This window comes from Rhodococcus sp. MEB032 (assembly GCF_030208925.1).
In the GTDB taxonomy this organism is placed as follows: Bacteria; Actinomycetota; Actinomycetes; order Mycobacteriales; family Mycobacteriaceae; genus Rhodococcus_F; species Rhodococcus_F qingshengii.
Map to the genome: position 1 here is coordinate 1 of NZ_JARVSY010000026.1, position 15,425 is coordinate 15,425.

The 15,425-nt window shown below is 62.9% G+C and carries 14 protein-coding genes; 3 read left to right on the forward strand and 11 right to left on the reverse strand.

The annotated features are described in order from the left end of the window. Nucleotides 1-441: 441 nt before the first annotated feature. Both tyrS and QRN54_RS23990 read right to left on the reverse strand, forming a co-directional pair. A complete protein-coding gene (gene tyrS, locus QRN54_RS23985) occupies nt 442-1,719 on the reverse strand; it encodes a tyrosine--tRNA ligase (RefSeq protein WP_007736194.1) in 1,278 nt (425 codons plus the stop codon). A 19-nt stretch (nt 1,720-1,738) separates the two neighbouring features. Next, nucleotides 1,739-2,347, reverse strand: coding sequence for a DNA-3-methyladenine glycosylase (locus tag QRN54_RS23990; protein WP_285183196.1), 609 nt, complete (start codon nt 2,345-2,347; stop codon nt 1,739-1,741). Nucleotides 2,348-2,433: 86 nt separating this feature from the next. On the opposite strand from QRN54_RS23990, the gene QRN54_RS23995 reads away from it, so the two are divergent. Genes QRN54_RS23995 through QRN54_RS24005 form a run of 3 tightly spaced genes read left to right on the forward strand, consistent with a single transcriptional unit; the run spans nt 2,434 to nt 4,534 of the window. After that, nucleotides 2,434-3,168, forward strand: a complete 735-nt coding sequence (locus QRN54_RS23995) for an ABC transporter ATP-binding protein (protein WP_285183197.1) — start codon at nt 2,434-2,436, stop codon at nt 3,166-3,168. Next, nucleotides 3,165-3,920, forward strand: coding sequence for an ABC transporter permease (locus QRN54_RS24000; RefSeq protein WP_285183198.1), 756 nt, complete (start codon nt 3,165-3,167; stop codon nt 3,918-3,920). Before QRN54_RS23995 ends, QRN54_RS24000 begins: the two co-directional genes overlap by 4 nt. Continuing rightward, on the forward strand, nt 3,917-4,534 hold the full coding sequence (locus tag QRN54_RS24005) for a TetR/AcrR family transcriptional regulator (RefSeq protein WP_285183200.1): 618 nt from the start codon (nt 3,917-3,919) through the stop codon (nt 4,532-4,534). Before QRN54_RS24000 ends, QRN54_RS24005 begins: the two co-directional genes overlap by 4 nt. On the opposite strand, the gene QRN54_RS24010 is transcribed toward QRN54_RS24005, so the two are convergent. The 9 genes from QRN54_RS24010 to argJ all read right to left on the reverse strand — a co-directional run bounded on the left by QRN54_RS24010 (nt 4,531) and on the right by argJ (nt 15,399). Next, entirely contained in the window at nt 4,531-4,737 is a 207-nt protein-coding gene (locus QRN54_RS24010) for a Trm112 family protein (RefSeq protein ID WP_003944045.1), read from the reverse strand. The genes QRN54_RS24005 and QRN54_RS24010 overlap by 4 nt on opposite strands. A 39-nt stretch (nt 4,738-4,776) precedes the next feature. Continuing rightward, nucleotides 4,777-7,758 (reverse strand): acyl-CoA synthetase, encoded by a 2,982-nt coding sequence (locus tag QRN54_RS24015; protein ID WP_285183203.1) that lies wholly within the window; start codon nt 7,756-7,758, stop codon nt 4,777-4,779. Nucleotides 7,759-7,928: 170 nt separating this feature from the next. Then, nucleotides 7,929-9,371: an argininosuccinate lyase gene (argH, locus tag QRN54_RS24020; protein ID WP_003944092.1), complete on the reverse strand. Its 1,443-nt coding sequence runs from the start codon at nt 9,369-9,371 to the stop codon at nt 7,929-7,931. A 3-nt stretch (nt 9,372-9,374) separates the two neighbouring features. Beyond that, on the reverse strand, nt 9,375-10,574 hold the full coding sequence (locus QRN54_RS24025) for an argininosuccinate synthase (RefSeq protein ID WP_007736221.1): 1,200 nt from the start codon (nt 10,572-10,574) through the stop codon (nt 9,375-9,377). 47 nt (nt 10,575-10,621) lie between these two features. Further along, complete coding sequence (locus QRN54_RS24030; RefSeq protein ID WP_007736224.1) at nt 10,622-11,101, reverse strand: arginine repressor; 480 nt, start codon at nt 11,099-11,101, stop codon at nt 10,622-10,624. Continuing rightward, nucleotides 11,098-12,048 carry an ornithine carbamoyltransferase gene (gene argF / locus QRN54_RS24035; RefSeq protein WP_021334039.1) on the reverse strand — a complete coding sequence of 317 codons (951 nt, stop codon included), beginning with the start codon at nt 12,046-12,048 and terminating at the stop codon, nt 11,098-11,100. The genes QRN54_RS24030 and argF overlap by 4 nt, the downstream gene beginning before the upstream one ends. Next, on the reverse strand, nt 12,045-13,244 hold the full coding sequence (locus QRN54_RS24040) for an acetylornithine transaminase (RefSeq protein ID WP_007736227.1): 1,200 nt from the start codon (nt 13,242-13,244) through the stop codon (nt 12,045-12,047). Before QRN54_RS24040 ends, argF begins: the two co-directional genes overlap by 4 nt. Beyond that, nucleotides 13,241-14,164: an acetylglutamate kinase gene (gene argB / locus QRN54_RS24045; RefSeq protein WP_125051139.1), complete on the reverse strand. Its 924-nt coding sequence runs from the start codon at nt 14,162-14,164 to the stop codon at nt 13,241-13,243. Before argB ends, QRN54_RS24040 begins: the two co-directional genes overlap by 4 nt. Further along, entirely contained in the window at nt 14,161-15,399 is a 1,239-nt protein-coding gene (gene argJ, locus QRN54_RS24050) for a bifunctional glutamate N-acetyltransferase/amino-acid acetyltransferase ArgJ (RefSeq protein ID WP_050656537.1), read from the reverse strand. Before argJ ends, argB begins: the two co-directional genes overlap by 4 nt. Nucleotides 15,400-15,425 lie beyond the last annotated feature (26 nt).

Consider the following 15,425-nt stretch of genomic DNA (forward strand, 5'->3'; position numbering starts at 1 on the left):
CGACGAAAAATACTCACACCACACACAAACCAACCAAACCCCAAGAGGCGGCTGATCATTCGCGGATGTGAAGTACCAAAAAAATTTGGCACTGACATTCATCGACACACTGTTGAGTTCTCAAAGAACACGCACACACCATCACTTCAACCAGGTTGAAAGCTCCGGGGCAAGGGTTACAATCTTAGCTTGTTCGCTCCAAGGAAGCAAGTTCCCACTGAGCGTGATCGTCTCCGACTTCGTCCAACCGCGTTTCCCCGGCCTGTCGGTCGGGGTTGGTGTCCGTGTCGCTCTGACTTGGACAAAGTTACGCGAATGAAAACTGAGCGTCAAACGTGCAGGTCGCAGATGTTCGACAGGTTAAATCCGCTGGTAGCCCGCCCGGAGGCGGGCCACCAGCGGCCACAGGAGCCCCGCTAGACAACTGTGACCCCACACACGTCAGTTCGGAAGGATTCTCACGCCGGCGAAGTTGCGCTTTCCGCGCCGGACGACCAACCAGCTGCCGTGAAGCAGATCGGATGCGGTGGGCTCCCAGTCGTCGGCCGACACCTTCTGGTTGTTCACCGAAGCACCGCCCTCTTTCACGGCGCGTCGAGCGGCCCCCTTGCTCTCGCACAAGCCGCTCGTCACGAGCAGATCGATGATCGTGCGCGGCTCCCCCGGCGCCAATTCGCTGACCGATGCTTCTTTCAGCGCCGCGGCTAGCGTCGACTCGTCGAGTTCCGCCAGCTCCGCCTTGCCGAACAACGCCTGACTGGCGAGCTCGACAGCACGGGTGTTGTGTTCCCCGTGAACCAAGGTCGTCATCTCCGCGGCAAGTCGCTTCTGCGCTTCTCGCGCATGCGGCCGCTCTGCCGTTGCAGTCTCCAACTCTGCGAGTTCGTCCGCAGTCAGGAAGGTGAACCAGCGCAGGTACTTGATCACGTCGGCGTCGCCGGTGTTCACGAAGTACTGGTACCAGGCGTACGGGCTGGTCATCTCGGGGTCGAGCCACAAACTTCCGCCACCGGTCGACTTTCCGAACTTTTTGCCATCGGCCGAGGTCACCAGCGGAACCGTCATTGCATGAACGCTCTCACCGTCGACACGACGGTTGAGTTCGACGCCGGCAATGATGTTGCCCCACTGATCGGACCCGCCGACCTGCAGAGTGCAGCCGAGGTCGCGTCGCAAGTGCAGGTAGTCGTTGGCCTGGAGCAGCATGTAGCTGAACTCGGTGTACGACATCCCGTCCGACTCGAGACGACGCTTCACGGTGTCACGCGCAAGCATGACGTTCACGGAGAAGTGTTTGCCGACATCACGCAGGAAGTCGATGGCCGACATCTTGCCGGTCCAGTTCATGTTGTTCTCGATGACCGCGCTCGTCGGCGAATCGTCGAAATCCACGAATCGTTCGAGCTGACCACGGATGCGACCTGCCCAGTCCGCGACGGTATCGGCGGAGTTCATCGTCCGTTCCCCGACGTCACGGGGGTCTCCGATCAGGCCCGTTGCACCGCCGGCAAGAACGATCGGGCGGTTGCCGGCGCGCTGAAACCGCTTGAGCGCGAGGAGCGGAACCAGGTGACCTGCGTGCAGGCTCGGTCCTGTCGGGTCGAAGCCCGCATACAACGTGACCGGTCCGGCCTCGAGATCTTTACGCAAAGCGTCGAGATCGGTTGATTGGGCGATCAGCCCGCGCCAGGTCAGTTCGTCGAGAATATTCTCAGTCACGGACTCGATCATCCCATCTTCACGAAATGACCGGCGCTCGCGGGCTTCGGCGATACGCGGACACCGCTCGCGAGTCCGGAATCCACAGGCGCCACGGAACCTCCGCCGCGGTACTGACCCCCACCCGCGGTCCACTGACCCATTCCTTCGACTCCCCCAATTCGAGCCGAATCCGCGACGCCGGGTCGAACACGTCTGTTCCGTTGTCCCCCAGCGTGATTGCGGCGGAAGCACCGAGATTACCCGGCCCTCTGGCCCATTGGTGAGATGGTCGATCCGGCGATCTCCGAGCAGACACCACATCGTGACCGGCCTCGATTTCGGCCGCTCGGAGCAGAACACCACCTGCGACACCATCCGGGCCGTACGAGATGTTCATACAAAAGTGCATTCCATAGCTGCGGTAGACGTAGAGACGCCCCGCCCGCCCGAACATCACGCTGTTCCGCGGCGTTCTCCCCCGATACGAATGTGCTGCCGGATCCGGCCATGGCCCGTCCTTCTCCCCTCCGTACGCCTCGACCTCGACGATCCTCAGCGAGATGTCGTCGACGGTCAGGGTCGAGCCGAGAATTGTCAGGCCCGCTTCCAACGGGTTCTCCACATTTTCCAAGGTCTCGATGCTCACCCTTCGATTGTGCCCACGCCGTTGACTCATCGGTCGGCCGAGTCGCATAATTCAACAAGTGATGAATTATTGAAACGAGGCGAACCGTGACCACAACGCCGGCAATAGACATCCGCGGACTACGAGTCATTCGCGGCAAGCACGAAGTTCTTCACTCGCTTGACCTGCAGGTATCAGCAGGATCGATCACCGGACTGCTCGGACCCTCCGGTTGCGGCAAGACAACCCTCATGCGCGCGATAGTCGGAACGCAGATCGTCGAAAGCGGTGAGGTCAGAGTCCTGGGAGATCGCGCCGGGTCCGTTGCCCTTCGCCGTCGGATCGGGTACGTCACCCAATCCCCCAGTGTGTACGGCGACCTGACGGTCACGCGAAATGTTCAGTATTTCGGCGCTCTGTACGGAAAATCCGGCGCAGACGTCGCAGCAGCGGTCGACGCCGTCGGATTGAGCCGATACGCCGACCAGACCGCCGCCGATCTGTCTGGTGGTCAACGCGGGCGAGTCTCGCTGGCTTGCGCGTTGGTGGCGTCACCTGATGTGTTGATCCTCGACGAACCGACCGTCGGCCTCGATCCGGTGCTTCGCGTCGAATTGTGGGAACGATTCGCTGACCTTGCTCGCAGCGGAACCACCCTGTTGGTCTCGAGCCACGTCATGGATGAGGCCGACCACTGCGCTGAGCTGATCCTGATGCGAGACGGGCACCTCCTCGCTCAACTCACACCCGATGAATTGCGCGCCAAAACCAAATGTGAACGGCTCGAGGACGCCTTTCTCGAGCTGATTCGGACTTCACCCGTCGGAGGTGAAATATCATGAGCATCAGGATCTTCGGCGCTACGACCGTACGCATTCTGCTTCAGCTCCGCCAGGACCATCGCACGGTGGCCATGATCTTGTTGGTCCCGTCGTTGTTGATGATTTTGCTGTATTTCCTCTACCAAGACGTCCCGACGCCACCCGGCCAGGTTTCGCTCTTCCAACGAGTGGCGATCACGATGTTGGGAATCTTGCCGTTTGTGGTGATGTTCCTGGTCACATCCATCGCCATGCAGCGCGAACGCAGTTCAGGAACCCTCGAACGCCTGCTCACCACACCGATGGGCAAACTCGACCTTCTCGCCGGATACGGGGCGGCATTTTCGCTCTCCGCCGCCGCTCAAGCAGCTCTCGCGTGCGCGGTTGCTTTCGGATTCCTCGGACTCACCATCGCCGGCAGTCTTGCCTGGGTCATCGTCATTGCAGTTCTCGGCGCAATACTGGGCGTTGCGCTAGGCCTGTTGGCCAGCGCATTCGCGAAGACCGAGTTCCAAGCGGTGCAATTCATGCCGGTAGTTGTGGTTCCACAGCTCTTCCTCTGCGGACTCCTGGTACCGCGCGACCAATTGCCGACCTGGCTCGAATGGATCAGCAACGTCCTCCCCTTGAGCTACGCCGTCGACGCACTTCAGCAAGTGTCGATGCATGCCGACGCGACGGGTCAGATGTGGCGTGATCTCGCCGTCATAGCGGGCTTCGCCGCCGCCGCACTATCGCTGGCCGCGGCCACACTCGATCGCCGCACTCCATGACCGACAAGGACACGAGTCCTGCACCGATTCGTTCGGGGCGACGACCGGGCAAGTCGGAGACTCGCGCGCAGATCCTCGATTCGGCGCGACGGGCGTTCTCCCAGAACGGTTTTCGACGAACAACCGTTCGATCGATAGCTGCGGCCGCTGACGTCGATCCGGCTATGATTCATCACCATTTCGGGAGCAAGGAGCAGTTGTTCACCGCTGCGATCGCGCTACCGATCGATCCAGTCCAGGTATTGGGACCGGTTCACACCTCCCCGACCGAAAACCTCGGCGAAAGCCTTCTCCGGGCGGTGATCGGGCTATGGGATTCGGAACATCAGCCGGCGATTCTGGCGGCTTTTCGATCAGCCATTTCCGGCGACGGATCGCAGCTGATCCAGAGCTTTCTGCTCGATGTCGTATTGCACGACATCATTCCGCGGGTGGACACACCACCTGGTACCGGCTTGATCAGAGCGGAATTGGTGGCCTCTCAGATGGCCGGACTGCTTGTCACGCGATATGTGCTCGGACTCGAACCACTCGCATCATTGAGCTTTGACGCTTTGGTACCGCTGGTGGCTCCGAACCTCCAGCGGTACCTGACCGGTGAATTACCGATCTAGCCTTCAGCCCGCGCGAGCAACTTCTCGTGCTCGTCGTCCGCCACATCGCGTGCCTCGTCGATCAACAGAACGGGAATGCCGTTCTCGATCGGGTAGGCACGCCGCAGGCGCGGGTTGTAGAGCAACTCGTCCCCGACCAGCAACAGCGGGCCTTTGTCCTGGGGGCAGGCCAAAATGCTGAGCAACGTCGAATCAATAGCCACGTGAGTCCTCTCGAACCGATCAAACAGAATGTCCTCAGGCTACCGTGCTCCGGTGCTCACCCTCGTCGGCATCAACTGCGCGGCAATTGCCTTGGTCAGCCGCTTGTACGACTGCGACTCGGAATCGAGGAACCACGTCCGTGGCCCCGGCGCCGGCAATCCGGCCGCGGCCAACGCAGTGGAGCTCGGACGGTACGACGAACCCACCGGGATCTCGTCAACCACGTGCACGATATCCGGACGAGCGTCGAAAGCGATGCGCGAGAGGGCCTCTGCAAGCTCGGCAGAACGGAACTGCCGTCCCGGACGCCATGTCACGGCAGCGACCGCCAGCTGATGCGGCGCGTCACCGACTCCGTATGCAACGGCAAGATCCACCCGCGCCACACTCGACAACGCGTCGACGATCGGCTGGGTGAACACGGGACCGCGGAGCGTGGAAATGACCGTGTTCTTGTGGTCGATCAGCCAGTAGTCGCCGTCGGCGTCCCGGCGGAAGAGATTTTCGGTGGGAATCCACGAATCGCCGGCTTGGAAGAGACCTCGCATGGCTCCGCCCGAGAGATCGGCGGTGAATCCCGCGCGCCCGAGCAGCAATCCGACCTCGTCTTCGGCGCACTCACGGACAAATCCGTTTCCGTTCTCGAGGAGACGACCACTCAGCGGGTCGTATGCCGCCAACCGCACCTGCGCGCTACCCGGCAGTGGGCGCCCCTTGGAACCAACTTTGGAGCCTGCAACATTGGCAAGAATCACGTCGCCTTCGGTCGACGCATAGAACTCGAGTACCTGCGCGGGGTCGAACGCCTCCGTTGTCCGCTTCCACAGACCATGGGGCATGCCCGAACCGATGAACAGGCGGACCGGATGACTACCGTCGATGAGAAGAAGATCCTCGTCGAGTATCTCGCGCATCATCGACCACGTGTAACTCACGACCGTCACGCCGTAGCGGTGGATTTCCTCGACGAACCTCGCGGGGTTCAGTCCACGTGAGAGCGCAATGCGTGAGCCACCGGCCATGGCACCACCGATGGTCGCGAGCAGACTCGACGAATGATGGAGTGGTGCAAGGCAGTACACGGTGTCACCGCGATCGAGATCTGCCGCCGTGGCCGTGCCGAAGGCCGACAGTGCCCACCGGTAGTTGGTGATCTGCTTGGCCTCGAGCACACCGCCGGATTCCGCAAAGATGATGAAGGCGAGTTCGCGGGCGACACCGGGATCCGGTCGGTACCACCCGGGCAGATTGACCTTCGTCGGATCGATTTGTTCGAGATCGATCACGTCGTGTGACGGATCCACCTCGAGGCCACGGGCATCGCCGCCGCCGAGCACCAGTACCGGCCGACCGGCAACCACTGCAGCATCGACGTTTTCCGGATCGGTGATGATCCGATCGACCGACCCCAGCTTGACCGCCGCCGTGATGTCGGAGCCTGGCGGAAGCATGACCGCGACGGCACCAAGTCGCGACAGGGCCGCGATGGCCGCGAGTGCGCTGGGGCGGGTCTCCATCAGGACACCGACATGCGCTGCCGGACGCACTCCCACGGAGATCAATCCACGCACGACATTGTCGATACGCGCGTTGACCGCTTCATAGGTGTGCACGCGATTGTCGAAGAGGAAGCACTCGCCGTTCGGCGCCTTTCGACGCTGCTCCGCCAGCAACTGGCTCAGCGAGATCTTGGTGTGCGGCTGAATCTGGTTGAGTCGAGCCAGACGTGGCAACGCTCGTGCCGCTTCTCCCGACAATTCGAAAGTGCCGCGCAACGCACCGGCGGCAAGGTCACTGATTCCCTTGGTGACTCCTGCACCTACTTCAGCGACCGAGGCGACGGTGTGGATGATCCGATTGCTGATCGACACACCGGTCTGGTCTTCGAGGTCGGCGCCGTAGACCATGTTCGCGATACGGTCCGGGAGGGGTCCACCCGTCTCGGTCCACTGCACGAATTCACCGGTGGTCGGCCAGGTGTGATTGGCCGCGGTGGAACCGACAACCAAACCGAAATGACCTGCACGCAAGGTAGATTCGTAGACCTTCGCCCGCGGAGCGGCTTGACTGATGCCTCGAACCGCTTGCGGCTGGCCGATGTCGTCGACCTCGCCGACGAATGCCAGGATGGGGCAGGTGATCTCGGCGAGCGAGACCAATTGATCCTTGATGACGAACCCACCGGTCATCATTCGGTTGTGCACGATGAACTGCTTGAGCAGTTCGGCTACCGCGGGCCCCGACCACGCGACCCAACCCTCGGTCGCGAGGAAGCGTCGTTGCTGCTCCCGCGGAAGCAACGCCTCACGGTCGTGCAGTTGAAGCAGAAAGTCGACGCGCATCTTCAGCGTCTTCACGGGATCGAGCAACTGGAACCCGGTACGGGCCATCCACCCGGTGACCGCCAGGCGATTGAAGACGTGATCGGCGAGGAAATCTGCACCCTTGGTTGCCAATCCCGCCGGGATGCCGAAGGGTAGCGCGGCGAGTGTGTCGACCGGACTGCCGAAGGTGATGACGCTGGCGATGTTTCGACTACGCCGATACGCGGCAGCCTGATAGGCGAACATGCCACCCTGCGAATAACCGGAGATGTGAACATCTTTTCCGGTGTGACGGTGGATGTGATCGACGATGTCGCTGAGAGCGATGATGTGATCGGCGAGATTACGATCCCAACCGCCCTCTTCCGAGTCGGGCGAACCGAAATCGACGACCCAGGGATCAAGGCCCATCTCGTGCAGAATTCCCACAGCGCCCTGGTCACGGGTCACGTCGTACACGTTCGCCGACATCATCATCGGCGGGATCAGCAAGATCGGTGCGCCGACGGTTTCCGGGTCACTGTCCGGGAAGTAGCGCCGTAGCCGATACATCGCTGCGCGTTCGACGATCTCGAACGGCGAAGTGGTCGCATCCGTTTCCAGCCCACCCAACCGGACGACCTCGAGGCCGTTTTGTGCTGTCGCAACCACCCGACGAATCGGGCCCAGCACAGACTTGGAATTCAATCCCACCATTTCACTCCCAAGTTACTCACCATGTGACGTCAGTCTCATTTTTCCCGCGCGCGACAAGCCTACTGACGACGAATACGCGTACGCGGTCAGGGAGCAAATTCTGCTACCTGACCGCGTACGACCGAAGGACTACTGCCGAAAAGAGAGCGACAACACTCGTGACCGCGAGGTCACAGGGTCCATTCCCGCAGTGACTGCGCCACTGCTTTGACTCCGTCCAGCTGCTCGGCAACCCGCACCCCCGCGGTGCCGCCTCGCGCGTTGCGCGAAGCGATGGAACCCTCGACTGTCAGCACCTCACGAACAGCGGGTGTCAGCGCGCTGTCGACGCCGGCCAGTTCCTCGTCCGTGAGATCTTCGAGTCCGACGCCTCGCGCTTCGGCGACACGCACACACGCTCCAGCAGCCTCGTGTGCAACCCGGAACGGCACGCCCTGACGCACCATCCACTCCGCGATGTCGGTGGCCAACGTGAACCCTGCCGGAGCTAGTTCCGCCATGCGCTCGGTGTGGAACTCGAGCGTCTGCACCAGACCGGTGATGGCCGGGAGCAGCATCTCGAGCTGCGCAACCGAGTCGAAAACCGGTTCCTTGTCCTCTTGCAGATCGCGGTTGTACGCCAGCGGCTGAGCCTTGAGCGTCGCCAACAATCCGGTCAGGTTGCCGATCAAACGACCCGACTTACCGCGCGTCAGTTCCGAGACATCCGGATTCTTCTTCTGCGGCATGATCGACGATCCCGTCGACCACGCGTCGGCAAGCGTGATGTAGCCGAACTCCGGTGTGCTCCAGATGATGATCTCTTCCGCCATACGGGAGAGATCGACACCGATCATTGCGAGCACGAACGCTGCCTCGGCTGCGAAATCACGCGAAGCCGTTGCGTCGATCGAGTTCTCGGCCGAGCTGTCGAACTTCAGTTCCGCCGCAATCGCTTCGGGATCGAGTCCGAGTGAGGAACCGGCCAGTGCACCGGAACCGTACGGGGACACCGCAGCTCGCACGTCGAAGTCGCGAAGGCGCTGCACGTCCCGCAACAGTGGATGTGCGTGAGCGAGCAGGTGATGCGCCAACAGGACCGGCTGAGCCGCCTGCAGGTGCGTCTTGCCCGGCATCACGGCATCCGGATGCGCCCCGGCCTGAGTCGCCAATGCGTCGACCACGTCGAGAACTCCGGTGGAGATGCGGCGGACTGCATCGCGAAGCCACATGCGGAACAGCGTGGCCACCTGGTCGTTTCGCGAACGTCCAGCACGCAGGCGCCCACCGACCTCAGGCCCGACACGCTCGATCAGACCACGCTCGAGTGCGCCGTGTACGTCCTCGTCCGACTCGCTGGGCCCGAAGGCGCCACTGGCAACATCTGCCGCCAGGCGGTCGAGACCGTCGAGCATTGTCACGAGGTCGGCTTCACTGAGCAGGCCTGCCTTGTTCAGCACACGCGCATGCGCCTGCGACGCCCGCACGTCGTACGGAGCGAGGACCCAGTCGAAGTGAGTCGACTTGCTCAGCGCCGCCATGGCAGCGGCCGGTCCGGACTCGAACCGCCCGCCCCACAGCGCACCTTCGTTGGTGCCGTGTTTTTGAGCGTCTCCGTCACCGTGAGCCGTCATGGCTCAGAGTCCCAGATCGCGCTTCGCGGCGACCTTCGACGACAGACCGTGGATCTCGACGAAGCCCTTCGATGCGGACTGGTCGAAGCTGTCGCCCTCGTCGTACGTCGCGAGGTTGAAGTCGTAGAGCGACTCCGGGCTGCGACGACCGTTGACGGTGATGGCTCCACCGTGCAGGAAGAGACGGATGTCGCCGGTAACGCGTTCCTGCGTCTTGTTGACGAACGTGTCCAGCGCGTCCTTGAGGGGCGAGAACCAGAGGCCGTCGTAGACCAGCTCGGACCAACGCTGCTCCATCTGACGCTTGTAGCGACCGAGTTCGCGTTCGAGGGTGACGTGCTCGAGTTCCTGGTGTGCGGTGATGAGAACCATGGCGCCGGGAGCTTCGTAGATCTCACGGCTCTTGATGCCCACGAGACGGTCCTCGACGACGTCGAGACGGCCGACGCCCTGAGCGCCTGCGCGCTTGTTCAGTTCCTGGATGGCTTCGAGAACCGACACCGGGCGGCCGTCGATGGCGACCGGGCGGCCCTTGTCGAAGCTGATGATGAGCTCGTCGGGTGCGTTCCAGTTGACCGTCGGGTCCTGGGTGTAGTCGTAGACGTCCTTCGTCGGCGCGTTCCACAGATCCTCGAGGAATCCGGTTTCGACGGCGCGGCCCCAGACGTTCTGGTCGATCGAGAACGGCGACTTCTTGGAGACGTTGATCGGGATGTTGTTCTCTTCGGCGAAGGCGATGGCCTTCTCGCGGGTCCAGGCGTAGTCGCGGACCGGTGCGATGACCTGAAGGTCGGGTGCGAGGGCGCCGAATCCGACCTCGAAGCGAACCTGGTCGTTGCCCTTACCGGTGCAACCGTGCGAGACGATGGTGCCGCCGTGCGAGCGTGCAGCTTCGACGATGTGCTTGACGATCAGCGGACGGCTGATGGCCGAGACCAGCGGGTAGCGGTCCATGTACAGGGCGTTGGCCGCGATGGTCGGCAAGCAGTACTCGTCCGCGAACTCGTCGCGGGCGTCGACGACAACGGATTCGACTGCGCCGCAGTCGATCGCGCGCTGACGCACGACCTCCATGTCCTCGCCACCCTGCCCCAGATCGATGGCGACGGCGACAACTTCAGCGCCGGTCTCCTTACCGATCCAACTGATGGCAACAGAAGTGTCCAGCCCGCCCGAGTAGGCGAGTACGACGCGATCGGCCATGGTTTTTGTGCTCCTTCGGTTGAAAATCTCTATCAAAGAATAAGGGGTCAGGCGAGCGATTCGATCATGGCCGCGAGTTCCGCTCCGGAAAGCGGTTCCCGGGCCACTACGAAGATGGTGTCATCTCCGGCGATCGTGCCCACGATGTCCGGCATCGAGGACCGATCCAGTGCGCTCGCGAGGTAGTGCGCGGCTCCCGGCGGTGTCCGGAGGATCGCCATGTTGCCGCTGAAATCGGTGGAGACCAACAACTCACCCAACAGCCGTGAGAGGCGGTCGGTACCGCCGGCCACACCGCGTACCGGGTTCCCGTCCTCCGGCACCACGTAAACACCGGCGCCGCCGTCGGCGGCTCGCAGTTTCACCGCTCCCAGCTCTTCGAGGTCACGCGAGAGCGTCGCCTGCGTTGCTTCGATGCCCTCGGCACCGAGCAAGGCCGCCAGCTCCGTCTGACTTCGGACAGGGTGAGCCGCCAGAAGCGCGATGATGCGCGACTGGCGACCAGCCCGAGTGGGAGCGACGCTCACGCCGGGTCCAGTTGGGTTCGCTGTTCCAGCAGCCACACGAGCAATGCCTTCTGGGCGTGCAGACGGTTCTCCGCCTCGTCCCAGACAACACTCTGCGGCCCGTCGAGAACCTCGTCGGTGACTTCTTCGCCGCGATGCGCGGGCAGGCAGTGCAGGACGACGGCCTTCGGATCTGCCTTTGCGAGCAGCTCCTTGTTGATCTGGAACGGACGGAAAGGTCCGACCCGATCGAGTCCGTCGTTCTCCTGACCCATCGAGGTCCAGGTGTCGGTGACCAACGCGTCGGCGCCGACGACGCCGGCCTGTGGGTCCTGCGTCAGGGTGATGGTCGCGCCGGTTTCCTCGGCGCGTTTGCGTGCTGCTGCCACGACCCAGTCCGCCGGTTCGAAGCCGGCGGGGCTTGCGATGGTGACGTCTATGCCTGCGGTCACTCCGCCGAGCATCAGCGAGTGAGCCATGTTGTTGGCGCCGTCGCCCAGGTAGGTCAGCTTCAGCCCCTTGAGCTCACCCTTCTGTTCGATCAGCGTTTGCAGGTCGGCCAGAACCTGACAGGGATGAAATTCGTCGGACAATGCATTGACGATGGGAATCGTTGCACCCGTTGCCATTTGCTCCAAGCGCTTCTGGCCGAACGTGCGCCACACGACGGCGTCGACATAACGGGAGAGTACGCGTCCGGTGTCCGCCAACGTCTCTTCACGACCGAGTTGAGTGCTGCGCCCGTCGACGACGACAGCGTGACCGCCCATCTGTGCGATGCCCATCTCGAACGAGAAACGTGTACGCGTCGAGTTCTTCTCGAAGATGACACCGACTCCGCGGGGACCCTCGAGCGGACGCCGAGCGAACGGGTCCTTCTTGAGAATCGCTGCGAGTTCGAGAACTTCGGCCTGCTGCGCAGGAGTCAGATCGTCGTCCCTGAGAAAGTGTTTCACCACGGTAGTCACTTCTCCCCCGGCTGGTCAGCCGATAGTGCACTGTCGAAGATGGCAGGTAGTGCTGCCACGAAGGTTTCGGCCTGCTCGTCCGTGAGGATGAGCGGCGGCGCCAACCGGATCACTCCGGGTTGCGCTGCATTCACAAGGTACCCGGCTTCGCGCGCTGCGTTTTCCACTGCCGGCGCGACGTCCTCGGTCAGCACGACACCCAGCAACAGTCCTGATCCCCGTACGTAGTCGACCAACGGATGGCCCAGATCTTCGATGCCCGCCGAGATCGATTTGCCCAAGCTGTCGGCGCGTGAGATCAGGTCTTCCGCTGCAATGGTTTTCAGCACGGCAAGTGCCGCCGCAGCGCACACCGGATTGCCACCGAACGTCGTACCGTGCTTGCCCGGTCCGAACAACTCTGCCGTTGCCCCGGTCGCGATGCAGGCGCCGATCGGCATTCCGCCGCCGAGTCCCTTCGCAAGAGTGATGACGTCTGGCACGATGCCGACTGCCTGATGTGCGTAGAACCAGCCGGTCCGGCCGATGCCGGTCTGCACTTCGTCGAGTACGAGCAGCGCACCACGTTCGGCGGTGATCCGCCGAGCCTCGACGAGGTAGCCCTCGGGTGGCACCACGACGCCGCCCTCACCCATGATCGGTTCGAGGAACACAGCGGCGGTGTCGGAATCGACGGCCTGCTCGAGTGCCTCGACGTCGCCGTACGGCACGAACTCGACACCGGCGGGCATCGGTTCGAACGGCGCCCGCTTGGCCGGCTGACCCGTCAGAGCGAGTGCCCCCATCGTGCGACCGTGGAAGGAGCCTTCGGCTGCGATGATCTTCTTCCGGCCGGTGGCGCGAGCGAGCTTGAAGGCAGCCTCGTTCGCCTCGGTACCGGAGTTGCAGAAGAACGCGCGCCCGGTGACGTTGCCGAGATGAGCGAGCAGCTGCTCCGCCAACTCGACGACCGGCTCGCTGGCGTACAGGTTGGACACGTGGCCGAGTGTCGACAGCTGAGTAGTCACGGCTTCGACGACGGCCGGATGTCCGTGTCCGAGGATGTTGACGGCGATTCCGGCCAGGAAGTCGACGTACTGCTTGCCGTCGGCGTCGGTGAGTACGGCGCCGTCACCGCGGACGAGAGCAACCCGGGGTACGCCGTAATTGTTCATCAGCGAAGCGGACCACCGCTGCTGCAGATCGATCGTGCTCATGAGATAGCTCCCTGCTGGGGACCGGCGACCGAGGAACCCGGCACGACCATCGTGCCGATTCCTTCACCGGTGAAAAGTTCGAGTAGGACTGAATGTTCGAGCCGACCGTCGATCACGTGCGCCGACGGCACACCTCCGCGCACCGCGCGAAGGCAGGCCTCCATCTTGGGCACCATGCCGGCATCGAGACTCGGCAACAACTGAGCAAGGGCGTCGGTGTCGATCTCGGTGGCCAGCGAGGATCGGTCCGGCCAATCGGTGTACAGGCCCTCGACGTCGGTGAGGACAACGAGCTTCTCGGCACCGATCGCCTCGGCCAGTGCGGCAGCAGCGGTATCGGCGTTGATGTTGTGGACGACACCGTCGGCGTCGGGTGCGATGGTCGAGACCACCGGAATACGTCCTGCTGCAATGAGATCGAGTACCGCGTCCGGGTTCACGGTAGTGACGTCTCCGACCAGGCCGATGTCGGTCTGCTCTCCCTCGACCGCAACAGTGCGTCGAGTAGCGGTGAACAAGTGCGCATCCTCACCGGAGATACCGACCGCGTAGGGACCGTGCGCGTTGATCAGCCCGACGAGTTCACGGCCCACCTGACCGAAGAGCACCATCCGGACGACGTCCATCACCTCGGGCGTCGTGACCCGGAAACCACCGCGGAACTCACCCTTCATGCCAAGGCGTGCCAGCATCGCGTTGATCTGCGGGCCGCCGCCGTGCACGACGACGGGGTGGATGCCGACAGTCCGCAGGAACGCCATGTCCGCGGCGAAGGCGGTCTTGAGTGTCTCGTCGATCATGGCGTTTCCGCCGTACTTGACCACGACCACCTTGTCTCGGAATCGCTGCAGCCACGGCAGCGCGTCGGCGAGGACATGCGCCTTCTGATGCTCGCTGATCACGGGATACGTCTCGGTCATGACGAGTACGCCGAGTTCTCTTCGACGTACGCGTGCGAGAGGTCCGTGGTGCGAATGCTCACGGACTCGTTGCCGATTCCCAGGTCGATGTCGAGTTCGATGTCGATCCCGCTCAGGTCCACCTCACGCGCTCCCGGAGCGCCGACGCCGTCGATGCAGACGGGACTCCCGTTGAAGGACACACTGATTCGATCGGGATCGAGCTCGATGGGAGCGATACCCACTGCGGCGAGAACGCGACCCCAATTGGGATCGGAACCGAAAAGCGCTGTCTTGACCAGGCTGTCGCGGGCGATGGTCCGGGCGCCGATCAACGCATCGGACTCGGACGCCGCGCCGCGAACCGTCACCTTGACCCGCTTGGTGACACCCTCGGCGTCTGCCATCAACTGATCCGCGAGATCATCACACACGGCCAGCACTGCGGCGTTCAGTTCGTCCTGCGTCGGCGTGACACCGCTGGCGCCGGAGGCCAACAGGAGCACGGTGTCGTTGGTGGACGTGGCGCCGTCGACGTCGAGGCGATCGAAGCTCAGGTGGGTGGCGGCGCGCAGAGCGGTATCGAGCTGATCCGCCGTTGCGACAGCATCGGTCGTGACGACGCACAGCATGGTGGCCAGCGCAGGCGCGAGCATGCCTGCGCCCTTGGCCATTCCGCCGACGTTCCATTTGTTCGCGTGGTGCAGCGACGCCTGCTTCGGCACGGTATCGGTGGTCATGATCGCGTATGCCGCGTCGGTGCCGCCGGAGATTCCGCCGGCCAGTTCGTGCACCACCTCGGTGACACCGGGGATCAGCTTGTCCATGGGCAAGCGGTCACCGATAAGTCCGGTCGAACAGACAGCGACCTCGATCGCGCCCGTCTCGGTGCCCCAATTACTCAGTGCCGAAGCAACTTCCTCGGCAGTCTTGTGTGCATCCTGGAATCCACCCGCGCCCGTGCAGGCGTTCGCGCCGCCCGAGTTGAGCACCACCGCGCGCAGCTTGCCCGTCGTCAGGACCTGCTGAGACCAGAGCACCGGAGCTGCCTTGACCTTGTTCAGGGTGAAGACGCCGGCAGCGGCCAGATCGGGTCCCTCGTTGAGCACCAATGCGAGGTCCGACTTGCCACTCTTCTTGATACCGGCAGCAATTCCGGCACCGCGGAATCCGGCAGGTGCGGTGACGCCCTGCGTGCGGAGCAGACGTCCCCCGGCGACGTGAACCACGTCTGCAACGGTCGCGTCAGGCTCGATTGCGTTGTCGATCTGCTGCGGATTGT